Source organism: Moheibacter sediminis (genome assembly GCF_900176425.1).
Taxonomy (GTDB): Bacteria; Bacteroidota; Bacteroidia; order Flavobacteriales; family Weeksellaceae; genus Moheibacter; species Moheibacter sediminis.
Genome location: NZ_FWXS01000001.1, coordinates 370,198 through 386,525, shown reverse-complemented (window position 1 = coordinate 386,525; position 16,328 = coordinate 370,198). Strand labels below are relative to the sequence as shown.

Annotated in this window: 16 protein-coding genes; 9 read left to right on the top strand and 7 right to left on the bottom strand. The window is 34.9% G+C overall.

What is annotated here, in order from left to right; genetic code table 11:
- Position 1: 1 nt before the first annotated feature.
- From B8977_RS01690 to B8977_RS01680, 3 genes are read right to left on the bottom strand one after another with little or no spacing between them, the layout of a single operon-like run.
- Entirely contained in the window at positions 2-796 is a 795-nt protein-coding gene (locus B8977_RS01690) for an FkbM family methyltransferase (protein WP_084015632.1), read from the bottom strand.
- A gap of 42 nt (positions 797-838) precedes the next feature.
- A complete protein-coding gene (locus B8977_RS01685) occupies positions 839-2,008 on the bottom strand; it encodes a hypothetical protein (protein ID WP_084015630.1) in 1,170 nt (389 codons plus the stop codon).
- A gap of 33 nt (positions 2,009-2,041) precedes the next feature.
- A complete protein-coding gene (locus tag B8977_RS01680; protein WP_143736273.1) occupies positions 2,042-2,941 on the bottom strand; it encodes a polysaccharide deacetylase family protein in 900 nt (299 codons plus the stop codon).
- Positions 2,942-3,147: 206 nt separating this feature from the next.
- On the opposite strand from B8977_RS01680, the gene B8977_RS01675 reads away from it, so the two are divergent.
- Positions 3,148-3,753, top strand: a complete 606-nt coding sequence (locus B8977_RS01675) for a class I SAM-dependent methyltransferase (protein WP_159447439.1) — start codon at positions 3,148-3,150, stop codon at positions 3,751-3,753.
- Here B8977_RS01675 and B8977_RS01670 read toward each other — a convergent pair.
- The 4 genes from B8977_RS01670 to B8977_RS01655 form a co-directional block, all read right to left on the bottom strand.
- The gene (locus B8977_RS01670) at positions 3,734-4,555 is read right to left on the bottom strand and encodes a hypothetical protein (protein ID WP_159447438.1); all 822 of its coding nucleotides are present in this window, start codon (positions 4,553-4,555) and stop codon (positions 3,734-3,736) included. The genes B8977_RS01675 and B8977_RS01670 overlap by 20 nt on opposite strands.
- 126 nt (positions 4,556-4,681) lie before the next feature.
- Entirely contained in the window at positions 4,682-6,004 is a 1,323-nt protein-coding gene (locus B8977_RS01665) for a flexirubin biosynthesis putative acyl-CoA ligase FlxY (RefSeq protein WP_245828390.1), read from the bottom strand.
- The gene (locus B8977_RS01660; RefSeq protein ID WP_084015622.1) at positions 5,983-7,656 is read right to left on the bottom strand and encodes a C45 family autoproteolytic acyltransferase/hydrolase; all 1,674 of its coding nucleotides are present in this window, start codon (positions 7,654-7,656) and stop codon (positions 5,983-5,985) included. Before B8977_RS01660 ends, B8977_RS01665 begins: the two co-directional genes overlap by 22 nt.
- A complete protein-coding gene (locus tag B8977_RS01655) occupies positions 7,653-8,876 on the bottom strand; it encodes an NAD(P)/FAD-dependent oxidoreductase (protein WP_084015621.1) in 1,224 nt (407 codons plus the stop codon). The genes B8977_RS01660 and B8977_RS01655 overlap by 4 nt, the downstream gene beginning before the upstream one ends.
- An 89-nt stretch (positions 8,877-8,965) precedes the next feature.
- On the opposite strand from B8977_RS01655, the gene B8977_RS01650 reads away from it, so the two are divergent.
- The 8 genes from B8977_RS01650 (at position 8,966) to B8977_RS01615 (ending at position 16,328) form a co-directional block, all read left to right on the top strand.
- A complete protein-coding gene (locus B8977_RS01650) occupies positions 8,966-10,492 on the top strand; it encodes a flexirubin biosynthesis tyrosine ammonia-lyase FlxA (RefSeq protein ID WP_084015619.1) in 1,527 nt (508 codons plus the stop codon).
- Positions 10,493-10,518: 26 nt separating this feature from the next.
- A complete protein-coding gene (fabG, locus tag B8977_RS01645; RefSeq protein ID WP_084015617.1) occupies positions 10,519-11,256 on the top strand; it encodes a flexirubin biosynthesis SDR family reductase FlxB in 738 nt (245 codons plus the stop codon).
- Positions 11,257-11,267: 11 nt separating this feature from the next.
- Positions 11,268-12,488, top strand: a complete 1,221-nt coding sequence (locus B8977_RS01640; RefSeq protein ID WP_084015615.1) for a beta-ketoacyl-[acyl-carrier-protein] synthase family protein — start codon at positions 11,268-11,270, stop codon at positions 12,486-12,488.
- Positions 12,489-12,502: 14 nt separating this feature from the next.
- Entirely contained in the window at positions 12,503-12,754 is a 252-nt protein-coding gene (locus B8977_RS01635) for an acyl carrier protein (RefSeq protein ID WP_084015613.1), read from the top strand.
- Between the two features lie 17 nt (positions 12,755-12,771).
- Positions 12,772-13,641 (top strand): LpxL/LpxP family acyltransferase, encoded by an 870-nt coding sequence (locus tag B8977_RS01630; protein WP_084015611.1) that lies wholly within the window; start codon positions 12,772-12,774, stop codon positions 13,639-13,641.
- 113 nt (positions 13,642-13,754) lie between these two features.
- Positions 13,755-14,894, top strand: a complete 1,140-nt coding sequence (locus B8977_RS01625; protein ID WP_084015609.1) for a dialkylresorcinol biosynthesis protein DarB — start codon at positions 13,755-13,757, stop codon at positions 14,892-14,894.
- Entirely contained in the window at positions 14,891-15,334 is a 444-nt protein-coding gene (locus tag B8977_RS01620) for a hotdog family protein (RefSeq protein ID WP_084015607.1), read from the top strand. Before B8977_RS01625 ends, B8977_RS01620 begins: the two co-directional genes overlap by 4 nt.
- An 88-nt stretch (positions 15,335-15,422) precedes the next feature.
- Positions 15,423-16,328 carry a hypothetical protein gene (locus B8977_RS01615; RefSeq protein ID WP_084015605.1) on the top strand — a complete coding sequence of 302 codons (906 nt, stop codon included), beginning with the start codon at positions 15,423-15,425 and terminating at the stop codon, positions 16,326-16,328.

Here is a 16,328-nt window from a genome sequence, read left to right as displayed (position 1 = left end):
TTTAAATCTTATTTTTTACAGCCAATATATTCTGAAGATTATTTTCTTCTGTAGGATTGATGATTTTAAACCCAAATGGTTCTAAATCTTTTTCTAAATCACCTAAGCCATAAGGATTATGGAGTTCAATGATTATAGTATCAGTTTTTTCCAGCCATTCTGTATTTGTTTTCAATAACTCACTTTCCGCGCCTTCGATGTCAATTTTCATCAAATCAATATTGTCAAATCCATAAGTTTTCATCAGCGTATTTACAGAAACAGACTCTATTGGTTTTCCGACGTTACTTATTTTAGTATTGTAAGAAAAACCGCTTTCGTCAAATAGCACTTCTCCATCTATTGGATAAATGGCTTTGTTAATTGGAATTATGTTTTCAAATTGCCGAACGTTTGACTGCAAGATATTAAAATTTTCACGCGAAGCTTCTACTGAAAATATTTTTGCATTTGGATATTGAAGAGAATAATAAATGGAAGTAAAACCAACATGCCCTCCCAAATCAATTATCGTGAGGGGATTTTGCACAAAATCAGGTGGAATAGCATAAACCTTTTTCCAGAAAATCTCATAAAAAATGTTGATGTCTCCTTTATAAGTTCTCATCAAAATATCAATTTTCTTTTGTGAAATTTTCATTTGATAATTTTCAGAGCTTAAATCTCCGGCATCAATAATATTTTTTTTGAACTGACCGCTGTACTTCTTGGAATTGATGATTAAGTTTAGAAATGTTTTAAAATTTCTTGAAATTTCAATCGCTAAAAATATTTTTGAAATGTAATTTTTAATCATCAGTTAAATTTGATTTCAAATTTATTGATTTTTAAACGAATCTCATTCATGGATTATTTTCGAAGTTTTGTGCTTCTGAAAATTTTCATACTTTTCTCCTTTTGCATTTACGATTTTTCCCTTTTCCAAGAAAACAATCTTTGAATTCTGGTTTAATTTAATAAATGACTGAGGAGGTAAGACTATTGAGTCTGATATAGTAAGAGTTATATTTTTGGCAATCTCTATATCGCTATAAAATCTTCGGGGTTTATCCCAAACAGTATCTTTTTCAATTATCCAGTTTGCTCCGTAGTGAGAGTCTTCCGTCACAAACTGCATCATGTTGGTCCGTGTCAGATTCCAGTGTATTTTTTTGATTTCCGTAGGCTGGAGATAGTTTTTAGGATCTGCAGACTTCTGGGACATTAAAGAATATTGACAAGTATTGGTTTGATGATATTCATTAGCATGACTGAGTCCGAAATTATGTCCGAACTCATGAGCCAGTCCTTTTGCGTCACCTAAATGCCACCATCTTGTTTTTTCCCAGGTTGTTTCATATTCAATGATAAGTTTATACCTATGTAAAAGATATTTGAGATAACGGTTGGGCAGATGTACCTGGGAACTTCGTTGAAGATTACGATTTGAAGGAAACTGAGCAGCAGCTTTATCAACGACATCATAGCTCATGCCTTTATCTTTGTAAATACGGTCAAATTTAGCTCCATTCATTGTCATATAGATATTGATTCCTTTAGGTATGTCTGAAGCATTTGAAATAGAATCATCTAATTGTTTCAGGTACCATTTTTCAGTTGGTGAAAAACCTAAAAGTTTTTTATCATCAGCATCAGTTCCACTGTTGAGGTAATCCCAGGCATAATTGTTTCTTACCTTTATTATATTAAATTTAATTCTGATTTTAGCATCTGGCCAGAAATCCGTACCCGTATAACAACCAGTCAGATCAGGTGGTTTTTGTAGGTCAGAATAAACATATTTGTTTACATATTCTAGATAATCATCCAGCAATGCTTTTTCTTCCTCATCTTCAAGGTCAAAATTGCCTGTTCCATCAGTACGGTAAAGCACAATTACATTGGCTCTTATATTCAACGGATTATAAGTTTGATCTAGTTGATAACTATAATGTTCGGGTATTTTCTTTTGCCCAAAAGAATACAGCCAAAATGCCGAGAAGAAAAATAATACAGCCAGATGTCGCATATAGATGATTTTCTATTGAGAAAGATAGGAAATTTATAAAGGATGAATGACTTTGTCTTTATTCATTAACTTTTTCAAATGATATTGAATCAAGTTTTTTCGGATAAATCTCTGCGGACTTCCAAAACAATTATCCATAGGAATCCGCTGTAAATTTCGCTGAAATTCATCGGTCTTGATTCCGGCCGTTCCAAATGTCAAATCCGCAATTTCCTCCCGATAAACTGTTTCAAAAAATTCTTTTTTGACGCCTAAATCTGTAAAGGGAAATGAAAAAATTTTATAATCTAAACTTAGCTTTGATATAATTGTATCAATACTTGATCTCGTTTGAAACAATTGTTCATCAAAAGAAATCTGGTTATAATAAGGATGATTGACAGAATGTCCCCCAATATAAAATCCTTGTGCAGATAAATCTTTTACTTCATCCCAATTCATATAAGGTTTTTCTTGTTGGAGAAATTGATTGAAGTCTAAATTCGCTTCTTTCGCTATTTCATCAATTTTTGGCAAATCATGAATTGTCAAATTGAGTAAATCTCCTTTCGACATTGCGGTTTTTTCAATTATCAAACTGACTTTGTATCGATAAAATAAGTCTTGATTATCAATAAATCCTGTATTGATAAAAAAAGCAGCGGAAATATTTCTTTTTTTCAGAATGGGAGCTATGATAGAATAACACCCCGCCAAACCATCATCGAAACTCAAAAAAAAGGAAGGTTTATCGGCCTGGGTTCCACTTTCAATATGAATTTTGATTTCCTCAAGACTAATTGATTGATAGTTTTTTTGAAAATAGTCCAATTCTTTTTCAAACTGAGAAATAGTTTTTAACGGATATAAGTTTTTTATATGAGGGCAATTTTCATCTGAAATAGTATGATAAAATGGAAAAATGATATTTTTAGGACTCAGAAACCGATGCATTCTTATATTTTTGTATCTAATTACATTTTTTTGTGAAGATAAATCTAAAAACAATTTACAAGGATATTTTCGACGAATCTTTTAGGATAAAGATTGTAAATTTCAGGAGACAGTTCAAAGGATGGATGCTCAGAGGTAATAGGGTAAAGTGTAATTGTTGCGGCAAAACCTTTAGTAAATTCCTATCTAAAGGTAATGGTCTAGAAATGAGAGAAAATGCAGAGTGTCCGACTTGTGGTTCTTTGGAAAGAACTCGCTTATTGCTTTTTTATCTGCAAAATGAAACGGATTTATTTAGCCGTGAATGTTCATTACTTCACATTGCACCTGAAGATTCATTAAAAAAAATATTTAAAAAGAGTAAAAATATAAATTACATAAATGGTGATTTGAATCCCAATTATGCTGATGAAATAATCGATATCACAGACATTAAATACCCTGAAAACTATTTTGATTTCATTATCTGTGCTCATGTTTTAGGACACGTGCCTGATGAAGCCGAAGCCATACGAGAAATGTTTCGTGTGTTGAAGCCAAATGGATTGGCCTTTGTATTGACCCTGATAAATAAGAATGACATTCCTACGTATGAAGATCCTTCTTTGCAGACCGAAAACGAAAGGCTACAGGCTTATGGCGAAAAAGACTTAGTCAGGCTGCACGGAAATGATTTTGCGGAAAGGCTAAGTCGTGAAGGATTTAAAGTAGAAACAATAAATTATACACAAGAATTAGAGAAAGAAATAATTCAAAAATTTCAACTAAAACAAGGAGTCAGAGAAACTATTTTCAAGTCTTTAAAAAATTAAAAATAGGGCTTTGGTAATAAGTGAAATATTTTTTTTCCGCTCCAAAACTCTCATTAAATAAAGCAACGCCTGGCACAGAAGACCCTTCGAAATCAAATTTATAATCTTTAGAATTAGAAAAGAGATTAATTGTGTAATCGATTATAATTGTAAAAAAACCGATGTCACTTATATTTTTATCTCTGGCAGCTCCCAACTGGAAAATTCTTCTGTGGGTTTTTATATAAAAAAGACCTGCTATTAGCTGATTGTCACCCTCTACCCTACATTGGTAGCCAATATTTTGTTCGAAAGCTTTTTTCATTATTAATTGAAGTTTATCAGCCCATTTGTCACTCATTAAATCTGGATACTCCTCTTTAAAAAGTCTTATAAAATCATCTGACGTGTCTGATAGTTTTAAAACATAAAAATCAGGCATTGGTATGAGTTTTCTTCTCCTGTTACGATTGTAATTTTTGCGCAATTGTTCATAGGGAAGATTTAAATCCAAAACATGGTTTGTTTTTTTCTTTCCTTTAGGATTAAATCTTTCCGTATTTTCTTCATTGAAACAATAGTTCCTAACTCTATATTTATGAAGTTTAGCCTCAAATTTGCTAAATAATTCTTCTGAAATTTCATCTTTATAAAACACTCCCAATTGCTGGCAGAAAATTGGTTGCAAGACGAATCTAATTCCAAATTTAGATTGCAATGGAATGGGCATAATCACCTCATAATCACCACAAACCAAACATTCCCATTTTTTATCAGTCAAAATATCAAGGTACCAAACCTCAGCATAAATCCGGTAATTCAAAGAGTCGTTCAATGCTCTTGTATATTTCTCAAGATCTAGATTTTTTCTTTTTACTTTTCGGATTGAAGACATACGTGAATTATTAACTTGTAAAGTTAATTAGTTAATTTCTGAATACTTGACTTCTCAACCAATCGACTTTCTATTGTCCACAAATGTGATACTTTTTCTAGAATTTTCAGGAAATTTAATTTTCAGTATTTCCTGCTCCGGAACAAAAATAATTTTCGGGCTTACACGAACTTTCGAACGAAAACGGTCTTTAATTTTATCATGCAATTCTTCCGATTCACTTCTAGAATAAATCTTTACCTGAATTTCATCCTCATTGATTTCATTCGAAGAAACTTCAATGACATGGTGCACAATTTCCTCAAAATCATTCAGCAAATCCATCAAAGACGGCGGATACAAACTCGTTCCTTTGTATTTGATCATCTGCTGTTTTCGACCAACCAACGGACTTAAACGCAATGTGGTTCTTCCACATTCACATTTTTCCGTATGAAAATTCAAAATATCACCAGTTTTATATCGCAAAAGAGGCATCGCCTCCACGCCCACAGTCGTGATGGTCAATTCACCCGCTTCGCCATTTTTAACAGGATTGTCATTTTCATCTAAAAACTCGGCGATGATCAATTCAGGATGCAAATGTCCGCCGACTCCAAATTCACATTCTGTAAAAGCTGTCGCCATTTCGGTAGAAGCATAAGTGGAAAAAAGCTGCACATTCCATCTTTCTGTGATGCGTTTTGATAAAGTATTTTCTGTAAAGTCCTGATTGCGCAAGGGTTCACCAATACAGATTACTTTTTTAATACTCGAGTTTTTATAATCAATTCCGTTTTCCTCAGCGTAGTCAATCATTTTCAACAAAAACGAAGGCACACAAATCAAAGCATTGGGTTTAACTTTTCGAATCGTATCCCACTGCAATTCAGGTACGCCCGAACCCACTCTCACAATTCCGATTCCGGCTTTTCGCGCACCTAAAAAATAAGCCAATCCAGCCATAAATCTTCTGTCAATCGTAGTCGTAAGCTGAATTATACTTTCATCTGATAAATTTGCACATTGGTAAGATAGTTCTTCATTATAAGCCAAACGATCTAAATCGTTATCAGAAAGTGCAATCCAAACCGGATCGCCGGAAGTACCAGAGGTTGTTACATAATCTGCAATTTGATTTCTTTTAACACACAAAAAATCGTCGTTAAATTCTTGCAGATCATCTTTCGTCGTAATCGGGATTTTAACCAAACCTTCAATCGATTTAATTTCCTCTATATCAATATTATTTGTTTGAAATAACTTGGAATAAAAAGGTGAATTTTCTTTGAGATAAATCAATTGTTTTTGCAATAATTGTTCTTGAAATAATTTTATTTCTTCAGGATTTTTCTTTTCTATTTCGGGAATGGGAATCATTTCAGTTTTCTCTCGCATTTTTTGATTCGTTTCAAAATCAATTCTTTATCGGGCAATGTAGTAATTTCTTTCATCAACGCAATTTCATAATTTTCCAAAGCATTTTTGTAATTTTTTTGGTGGAAATAATATTCGCCCACCACAAAATAAGTTTTCCAAAATTCAGGATTTAATTTTATAAATTTCTGGATTTCGTCTTCTTGAATATTTTTTTTTGAATTAATTTTATCTGAAAATTCATGCGTTTTCTTTTTAAATTCCAGATAATTCTGGAAACCCTGCGAGTGCAAAAATTCATCTTCAGGGATCGAAAGTGAATCAACAGCAACAGAATTTTGAATTTCTTTTGAATTAAATTTCGCAAAAACTTCATTCAAATCATATGCGACAAATTCGCCCAATTGATAAGGATTCGCCGAAACCCACATCAAACGCTCTTCCGGTTTGAAAATCACCGCGTGGTGCGCAAGCAATTGATTGATTGATTTTTCATTTCCAAATCCAATTTTCAAATCATTCAAACCTTCTTTATTTCGTAAAAATTCTGCTGCAATTTCAGGGGTGATTTTAGGATTTGTTTCAACTAATTCATTCATTCTGTCAAATCTGTATTGGGAATGCGATTCTTCAATCGATTTCAAATTCTTTTTGTCGGACTTATAAATTTCACTTTGAAAATGATTGGAACAAACCAGCAAATCAGTAGAACTTTCAACTTGATAAACCCCAAATTTCTTTGGAGAGACTTCAATCAAAACCGCCGTTTTATCTTCTGCACTTCCAACCATAATCGACTCAGAAACAAAAACTTCTCTTTTCTGAGCAATTTCAATCGCTTCATTTATATTGGATGCATATTGCAAAATTTCTCTCGTCAAAAGTGAAATCGGAGTTTTGGCTTTCATCGGAATCGAAGATTTTCCGGCATTGATAGTCACTGTCAAACCTTTTTCATTCATTCCTGAAACCGCACCTACCATTCCTGCCCAAGTCACGATTGCATGCTTGTAACCTTTATCAGGATTAAAGAATGCGACAATTTTTTCTTTGGCAAATTCTTCTCCGACATAGAAATCAAAATTGCGCCCCATGATCATTTTTCCATCTTTGGTATGATTTCCCCAAGCCGCAAACGACGTGCAGCCAACCATCGCCAAATCCTGCAAAGCATGCCCGATGTCGTGTGCGCCATGAAAATAAAGCGTACGCCAATAAGGTTCAGCCACGAAATTGAATTCATCTGAAGAATAACGTGACAGTCCGAAAATCTCAACTTTATATTCTTCAGGAACATGAGAATCCAATTTTCGGTTAAAATATTTCAAGAAATTGCGGAGAATTTTCTGGTAAAATTCCGACGGAACCAATTCTTTAATTTTAGAAACAAAAGCATTTTCTTGCTTGTAAATCAATTCTTGCGTCAACAAACCATTTGAAATTCCTCTTTCCAAAGGATTTCCTTCAACGTACAATTCCCAGATTCCCTGTGAATTTTTGAAAAGTTGATTATTTCCTGCTTTAAAATGATTGTCTGAAATGATTTCTCTTTCAGGAAATTCTGATTTAAATTTCTCAAATTGAGGTAATTCTCTCGAACCCGCACAAGATTGAAGCAGAAGAAAAAATCCAATTCCGAAAAGAAATAATTTATTTTTTTTCAAAAAAATCATCCGGGTAAACTGTAAGCAACCGCCGGAACTGCCCTGTCGTGTTTAGCGACAAAATTATTGTTCTTATCCCAAACATACCCTGCCAAAATAGAACAAACTTTTCTTTTCACTTCAGGATTTTCAGGTGTATGGAAAAATAATTTCTGCAATTCTCCTGTATACCAAGTGCGGACATACGAACGGAAAACATTGACACCATACATGATGTATTCTTCATATTCTTTTTCCCAATCCACAGCTTCTCCGCTGAGTTGACGCGCTGCCAGGCGAGCCGAAGTCGCTCCAGATTCCGTGGCAAAACAAACTCCGGAAGAAAAAACGGGATCTAAAAATTCTGCGCTGTTTCCCGTCAAAGCAAATCCAGAACCGTATAATTTTTTGACAGCGGCAGAATAAGACACAATCTTTTTTGGCTCAAATAAGAAATCCAATCCGTCAAATCTTTCTTTGTAATAATCAGATTGATTAATTATATTTTTAAATGTTTCCGCATTATTTCCTGTATCAATCGATTCCATATATTCCTTCGGGGCAACGAGTCCAAGCGAAGACTTCCCATCAGAAAAAGGAATTACCCAAAACCAGTTTCGCTGCGTCAAAACATCAAATGTGATTTGTGTTCCCTCTACTCCTTGTGGTCTTCTTTTGTCATCCAAATGCACAAAAATTGCAGCCATCGGCTCCAACGAACTTGGCGCATCCAAATCCAGCAAACGTGGCAAAACCCTTCCGTAACCGCTGCTGTCAATTATGAATTTCGCATGAATTTCTTTTTCACCTTTTACATTTGAAACGGTTGTGAGTGAATCTGTTCCATTAAAAATCACATTTTCAACGGCGGTTTCAAATTCGATGTCAACGCCTCGGCTTGTTAAAATATCGGTCAAAGTTTTGTCAAATTCTGCTCGTGGTAATTGCCACGTCCAGTCCCAGCCTTCAGTAAATTTCTTACTGAAATCAAAATGACACACTTCATTTCCACGCAAAAATCTTGCTCCAAATTTCTTTTCAAAATTCTTTTCCAAAACACCTTCGATAAATCCTGCTTCTTCAAAATTGTCCATACAGCGCGGAATAAGACTTTCCCCAATCACGAATCTTGGGAATTTTTCTTTCTCAACAACTTTTACTTTAAAGCCTTTTTGATGAAGGATAGATGCAGATACCGCACCGGATGGTCCGGCACCGATTACAAGAACGTCAACATTTTCAGATTTCATCTGTTTATTTTAAGTCTTAAAATTTGCACTCAAATTTAATAGTTATTCTTAAATTTGCGACCTCTCTTCTCAAAAAATTCCGGACGAGTATGACTATATTAAATGATTCAATTTCTTTGAATGACTTTCATTCTGTTTTATTTGAACAAAATAAAGTGGGATTATCTGATACTCTTTTAAATAGAGTAAACGAAAGTTTTTCTTTTCTGAGCGAATTTGCGCAGAACAAAATTATATATGGTGTAAACACCGGATTCGGACCGATGGCGCAGTACCGCATCAGCGAGGAAGATATGATTCAGCTTCAGTACAATTTGATAAGAAGCCACTCAACCGGAATGGGTGAAGAATTGGGCGAAGTTTATGTTCGATCTTCAATGTTGGCGCGTATGAACACACTTTCTCTGGGTCATTCGGGAATTCATGTTTCCGCTATTGAATTGATGAAAGAACTGTTGAATCGAAATATTACTCCGGTTATTTACCACCATGGTGGTGTTGGCGCGAGCGGTGATTTGGTGCAGTTGGCACATTTAGCTTTGATTTTAATTGGCGAAGGAGAAGTTTATTACGAAGGAAAGAAACAACCGACAAATGAGGTTTTTGAAAAAGAAGGTTTAGGACCTTTAAAAGTTCATCTGCGTGAAGGCTTGGCATTGATGAACGGAACATCCATCATGTCCGGAATTGGAATCGTGAATGTGATTTATGCTGAAAGATTATTTCAATGGTCGGTTTCATGTTCAGGTTTAATTAATGAAATCATGCGTGCGTATGATGATCATTTATCCGAAAAATTAAACAGCGTTAAAAAGCATAGCGGACAGCAAAAAGTTGCCGGAATGTTACGTGAATTTATTTCCGGAAGTAAATTGATTCGCAAAAGAGAAGAACATTTATACAACGGAAAAAATCAGGAAAGTATTTTCAAAGACAAATTGCAGGAATATTATTCAATCCGCTGTACGCCGCAGATTTTAGGACCGATTTATGAAACTTTGGAAAACGCCAAAAAGATTTTAATCGAAGAAGTGAATTCAGCGAATGACAATCCGATTATTGATGTGGAAACGAAAAATGTTTACCACGGCGGAAATTTCCACGGCGATTATGTCGCTTTTGAAATGGATAAATTGCGAATTGGCATCACAAAACTGAGCATGTTGATGGAACGCCAATTGAATTATCTTTTGAATCCATCTTTGAATGAAATGTTGCCGGCATTTGTCAATTTAGGAAAATTGGGATTGAATTTTGGGATGCAGGGAGCGCAGTTTACAGCGACCTCAACTACTGCTGAAAATCAAACGCTTGCTACGCCTATTTATACACATAGCATTCCTAACAATAAGGATAACCAGGACATTGTGAGCATGGGAACGAATGCCTCCTGGCTGACTAAAAAGGTGATTGACAATTCGTTTGAAGTTTTATCCATTCAATTGTTGACATTAATTCAAGCAATTGAATATTTGGAATGTTACGACAATCTTTCTCCGAAAGGGAAAAACGTTTATGACCAAATCCGTGAAATCGTGCCTGCATTTAAGGAAGATTTGGTTTTGGCTCCTTATTTACACAAAATTAAAAATCATATAAAGGAACAATCTTTGTAATTTTAGATTGAACTAATTCATTTCTTATGAACAATAAATTTGCTTTGGTAACCGGCGGTTCACGCGGAATTGGAAAAGAAATCTGCCTCAAATTGGCACAGGAATTGGGTTATTCAATTTTGATAAATTACCAATCCAATCAAGCTGCGGCAGAAGAAACACAGAAAATCATTGCTGAAAATGGAGGAAGTTCTGAATTGATTCAATTTGATGTAAATAATAAAGAAGAAGTTGAATCTAAATTAAATTCTTGGAAAGAAACCAATCCACAAGCAGTTATTGAAGTAATCGTAAACAATGCCGGAATCACTCGTGACGGACTTTTGATGTGGATGGAAAATGAGGATTGGAACCAAGTTTTGAATACAAGTTTGAATGGGTTTTTCAATGTAACCCGAACTTTAATTCAGGATTTATTAAAGAACCGATACGGAAGAATCATCAATATTGCATCTATTTCAGGAATGAAAGGAACGCCTGGGCAAGTCAACTATTCAGCTGCAAAAGCAGGATTGATTGGTGCTACGAAAGCATTGGCTCAAGAAATTGCTAAAAGAAATATTACCGTAAACGCAGTCGCTCCGGGATTTATAGAAACGGACATGACTTCGGATTTGGATCAAGGTGAATTAAAAAAATTAGTACCTTTAAATCGTTTTGGCAAAGCCGAAGAAGTAGCGGATTTGGTTTGTTTTTTAGCATCTAAAAAAGCATCTTACATCACCGGAGAAACCATCAACATAAACGGAGGAATCTACGCATAAGAAGATAAAAAATGAGACGAGTAGTCATCACAGGCATGGGAATTTATTCTTCGTTAGGTAAAAATTTAAACGAAGTACAAGACTCATTGTACCAAGGAAAATCTGGGATCGTCTTCTCTCAGGAAAGAAAAGATTTCGGATTCCGTTCTGCTTTGACCGGATTTGTTGAAAAACCGGATTTGACTAAAGAATTATCTCGCAGACAGAGAATCAGCATGGCTGAGGAAAGCGAATATGCATTTGTTGCTACGCAAGAAGCACTCAAAAATGCAGGAATTTCAAATGATTTTTTTGAAGAAAATATCGTTGGATTACTTTACGGAAACGACAGCGTTTCGCAATCCGTTTGGGAATCAATCGAAATTATACGAGAAAAAAAAGATACTACATTGGTTGGTTCGGGGGCGATTTTCAAATCGATGAATTCGACCGTAACAATGAACCTTTCAACTATTTATAAAATCAGAGGAATCAACATGACCATCAGTGCAGCTTGTGCAAGTGGCTCGCATTCAATTGGCCTAGGATTTATGATGATCAAACAAGGTTTGCAAGACATTGTGATTTGTGGAGGTGCACAGGAAACCAATAAATATTCAATGGGAAGCTTCGATGGTTTAGGCGTGTTTTCGGTTCGTGAAGATGAGCCTGTAAAAGCTTCTCGTCCGTTTGATATCCAGCGCGATGGGCTCGTTCCAGGTGGCGGTGCGGGAACGATTATTTTAGAAGATTATGAATCTGCTGTGAAAAGAGGCGCTCCTATTTTAGGTGAAATTTTAGGTTATGGATTTTCTTCCAATGGTGATCATATTTCGACTCCCAATGTTGACGGACCAGTTCGCGCGATGCAAATGGCTCTTAATCAATCGGATTTAAAAGCAGAAGATATTGAATACATCAATGCTCACGCAACTTCCACGCCGATTGGCGATGCAAATGAAGCACGTGCAATTGACCAGATTTTCGGCAGCAATCCTTATGTAAGCTCCACCAAATCAATGACCGGACACGAATGTTGGATGGCTGGAACGAGCGAAATAATTTATTCGATGTTAATGGCTGAACACGGTTTTGTTGCACCCAACATTAATTTGGAAGAAGTTGATGATGCTGCGAAAAATTTGAATTTAGTTAAAAATACGTTAAACCAAAATTTTGATGTATTTTTGTCGAATTCTTTTGGATTTGGCGGAACTAATTCTGCTTTAATTATAAGAAAACTAAAACAATAAGCATTAATAGAACTATGAATAAGGAGGGAATTATTCAAACAATTAATAATTTTTTGGTTGAAGAATTTGAAGTAGAAGCAAATGTTATCCAACCCAACGCCAACCTAAAACAATCTTTAGATCTGGACAGTTTGGATTACGTTGATTTGGTAGTAATTATCGAATCTAATTTCGGCGTAAAACTGGAAGGAAAAGATTTCGCCAACATTCATACATTCAATGATTTGTATGATGTGGTTGATCAGAAATTTCACGCATTAGCATAAAAAATCCAATTTTATAAATGGCTGAGTGGGAAGGCAAATCAAAAGGTACCGTAACGGGTTACAAAATATTTATCTTTCTCATTAAAAATGCAGGACTCAACGCAGCATACGCTTTGCTGGCGTTTGTGTCATTTTATTATTTTATTTTTAATCAAAAACAGACCCGAATTATTTACAAGTATTTCCGAGAAAAACACAAGCAAAATGTTTTTCAAAGTTTAATCAATACTTATAGAAATAATTTCGTTTTCGGCCAAACCATCGTTGACAAAGTCGCCATTGCAGCAGGTTTAGAAAATAAATTTACCTACGAATTTGACGGCATTGAAAACATTCACCAATTAGCTAAAGATGATTCTGCGGGAATTTTGATCAGTGCACACGTCGGAAATTTCGAAGTAGCACAGCATTTCATGGGAGAATTTGACAAAAAAATTCATCTTGTGACAACTGATGAAGAACGTGCCGCCATCAAATCACTTCTAGATAATGTAATGGCTAAATCAAAAGTCGAATTCATCATTGTCAGCGAAGATTTGTCACATATTTTTGAAATCAACAAAATCATCGAAGAAAAACAAATGATTTGTTTTACAGGCGACAGATTTTTCCCAAATACAAAAACACTCGAAGCGGAATTTTTAGGTGAAAAGGCTAAATTTCCTGCTGGGACTTTTCTCATAAGTTCGCGATTGAGAACGCCAGTCTTATTCGTTTATGTGATGCGCGAGAGAAACCGTCATTACCATTTGTATGCACGAAAAGCCGAATTTACAAATCGCGATGCCAATTCACTTTTGGAAGCTTACACAAAATCTATTGAGAAAATTCTGGAGAAATATCCGCTTCAATGGTTTAATTATTACGATTTTTGGAATAAATCTTAATTAAACTACAGTTCATAAAACGGCTTGCATCTGTTTTATTTTTAATATTATCTTTGCCGTTCTGTTTTATACTTGAAATTTTTTAAATATCAATCGTTAACCTGAAATACTCAATGCAAGAAGTTTACATCAAAGCCGTTTCCAAATTCCTTCCAAATCAAGCCGTTAGCAATGACGAAATGGAGCAGGTTTTAGGTTTTGTAAATGGAAATGCATCGCGGGCTAAAGCCATTGTTCTCAGAAACAATAAAATCAAATCGCGTTATTATGCAATCGATGAAAACGGAAACCCAACACATAATAATACAGACTTAACGGTTGAAGCCATCAATAAAGTTTTGGAATTGGGAAAAATTTCAAAAAACGATGTTGATGTTTTGTCATGTGGAACTTCCACTCCTGACCAGTTGCTTCCTTCTCATGCGAGCATGGTTCACGGTTTGTGGCAAAATAAACCGATTGAAATCAATTCTGCAATTGGAATTTGTACTTCAGGAATGAATGCTTTGAAATATGCTTTCATGACCGTTGCTGCCGGGAATGCAAAAAATGCGATCAGCACAGGATCAGAAAGAGTTTCATCATGGTTAAGAGCCGATAAATATAACAATGAAGCAGAAAAATTAATCGAATTGGAACAAAATCCAATCATCGCTTTTGACAAAGATTTTTTGAGATGGATGCTTTCAGACGGTGCCGGAGCGATGTTGCTCAGCGATGAACCGAATGCTGAAGGAATTTCTTTAAAAATTAATTGGATTAAAGGAATTTCATACGCAAATGAACTTGAAACCTGTATGTATGCAGGTGCGACCAAAGATGAAAACGGAAATCTGATTTCTTGGAGCGATTCCAAACCTGAAGAATGGCTGACGGATTCCATTTTTTCCATTAAACAAGACATAAAATTATTAGATGCTCATATTATCAAAAAAGGTGCGGAAAGCATTCAGCATATATTGAATGAAAATAGTGTAAAACCTGAAGAAATCGATTATTTTCTTCCACACATTTCATCTTATTATTTTCATGACAGATTGAATGAGGCGTTTATTTCAGAAGGAATTAATATTCCGTTGGAGAAATGGTTTGTCAACTTGGAAACCTTTGGAAATATCGGTTCCGCATCGATTTATCTGCAATTAGAGCAACTTTTTTATTCCGGCAAACTTAAAAAAGGAGAAAAAATCCTCTTATCAGTTCCTGAAAGCGGGAGATTTTCTTATGTTTACGGTTTATTAGAAGTTGCATGAGCGAACCCATTATAGATTCAGCTGAAGAAATACTAAAGTTAATCCCACAAAGACCTCCGTTTGTTTTGGTGGACAAAATCTACACGCATTCTGAAAATGAAATCCTTTCCGGATTTACGATTCCTGAAGATCATGTTTTGTTAAATAATTTGGGACAACTTTCAGAATCAGGAATTATTGAACATTTCGCTCAGACAATTGCACTTTACCAAGGTTATTATTATTACTTGCAAAATCTCCCTGCCCCGGTTGGCTACATTGGTTCCATCAAAAATATCGATATTTTTGAATTGCCAAAAGCCAATCAGGAAATCCGAACAAAAGTTATTGTTTTAAATCAATTATTGGGCGTAACGATGGTAAGCGGTGAAGTTTATTTGGGAGAAAAACTTATTGCATCGGGGGAAATGCGCACGATAATTGCTAAAGACAGCGAATAATAGTTCGACCATAAATTGACCAAACCATCTTTTTGAATTTCGATTAAAAAATTAATTGGCTATTTTTGTATAAATGCTGAATCGACAAATGGCAAAAAATATTCTTGTGACGTATTATTCCCAAACAGGTCAATTGGAAGAAATCGTAAGAAATCTCACAAAACCTTTTCTTGAAAATCAAGAAGAATTTACGGTAACTTACTATGAAATAAAACCCAAAAAAGATTTTCCTTTTCCTTGGCCAAAGGATGTTTTTTTCGATACATTTCCGGAATCTTACCTTCAAATTCCGGTTGAGATTGAAAAACCTTCAGATGAAATTCTAGGCAAAGATTATGATTTAATTGTTTTCGGTTATCAGGTTTGGTTTTTGACGCCGTCGATTCCAATTGTATCTTTTTTGAAAAGTGAATATGCTCCCCAATTAATTGGCGGAAAACCAATTATCACTGTTTCGGGAACTCGAAATATGTGGATGCTATCGCAAGAAAAATTAAAAGTTCATTTCAATAATTTGAATGCAAAATTAGTCGGAAACATCGCATTGGTTGACCGTCACGACAATTACACAAGTGTAATTACAATTTTAAATTGGCTGCAAACCGGAAATAAAGTTTCTCCGAAACCTTGGCCTAAGGCAGGCGTTTCTGATTCAGAAATTGAGAATTCCTTTAAATATGGAAACATCATTTTGCCTTATTCACAAAAAGGAAATTACGAAGGAATGCAGAAAGGATTAGTTGAGAATGGAGCGGTAGAAATCCGTCCGTTTTTAGTAAAAGTGGAACGTGTCGGAAATCGTCTTTTTACAATTTTTTCAAAAATAATTAGCAAAAATCCGCACAAAAGGAAATTTTGGCTCGGTATTTATAAGTTCTATTTGATGGCTGCCATTTGGGTGGTTTCGCCGATTGTTTTAATATTATTTATTCTGACTACACCTATTTTTTGGTGGAAAAGACAAAGAGATATCAAATATTTTCAAGGAATTTAA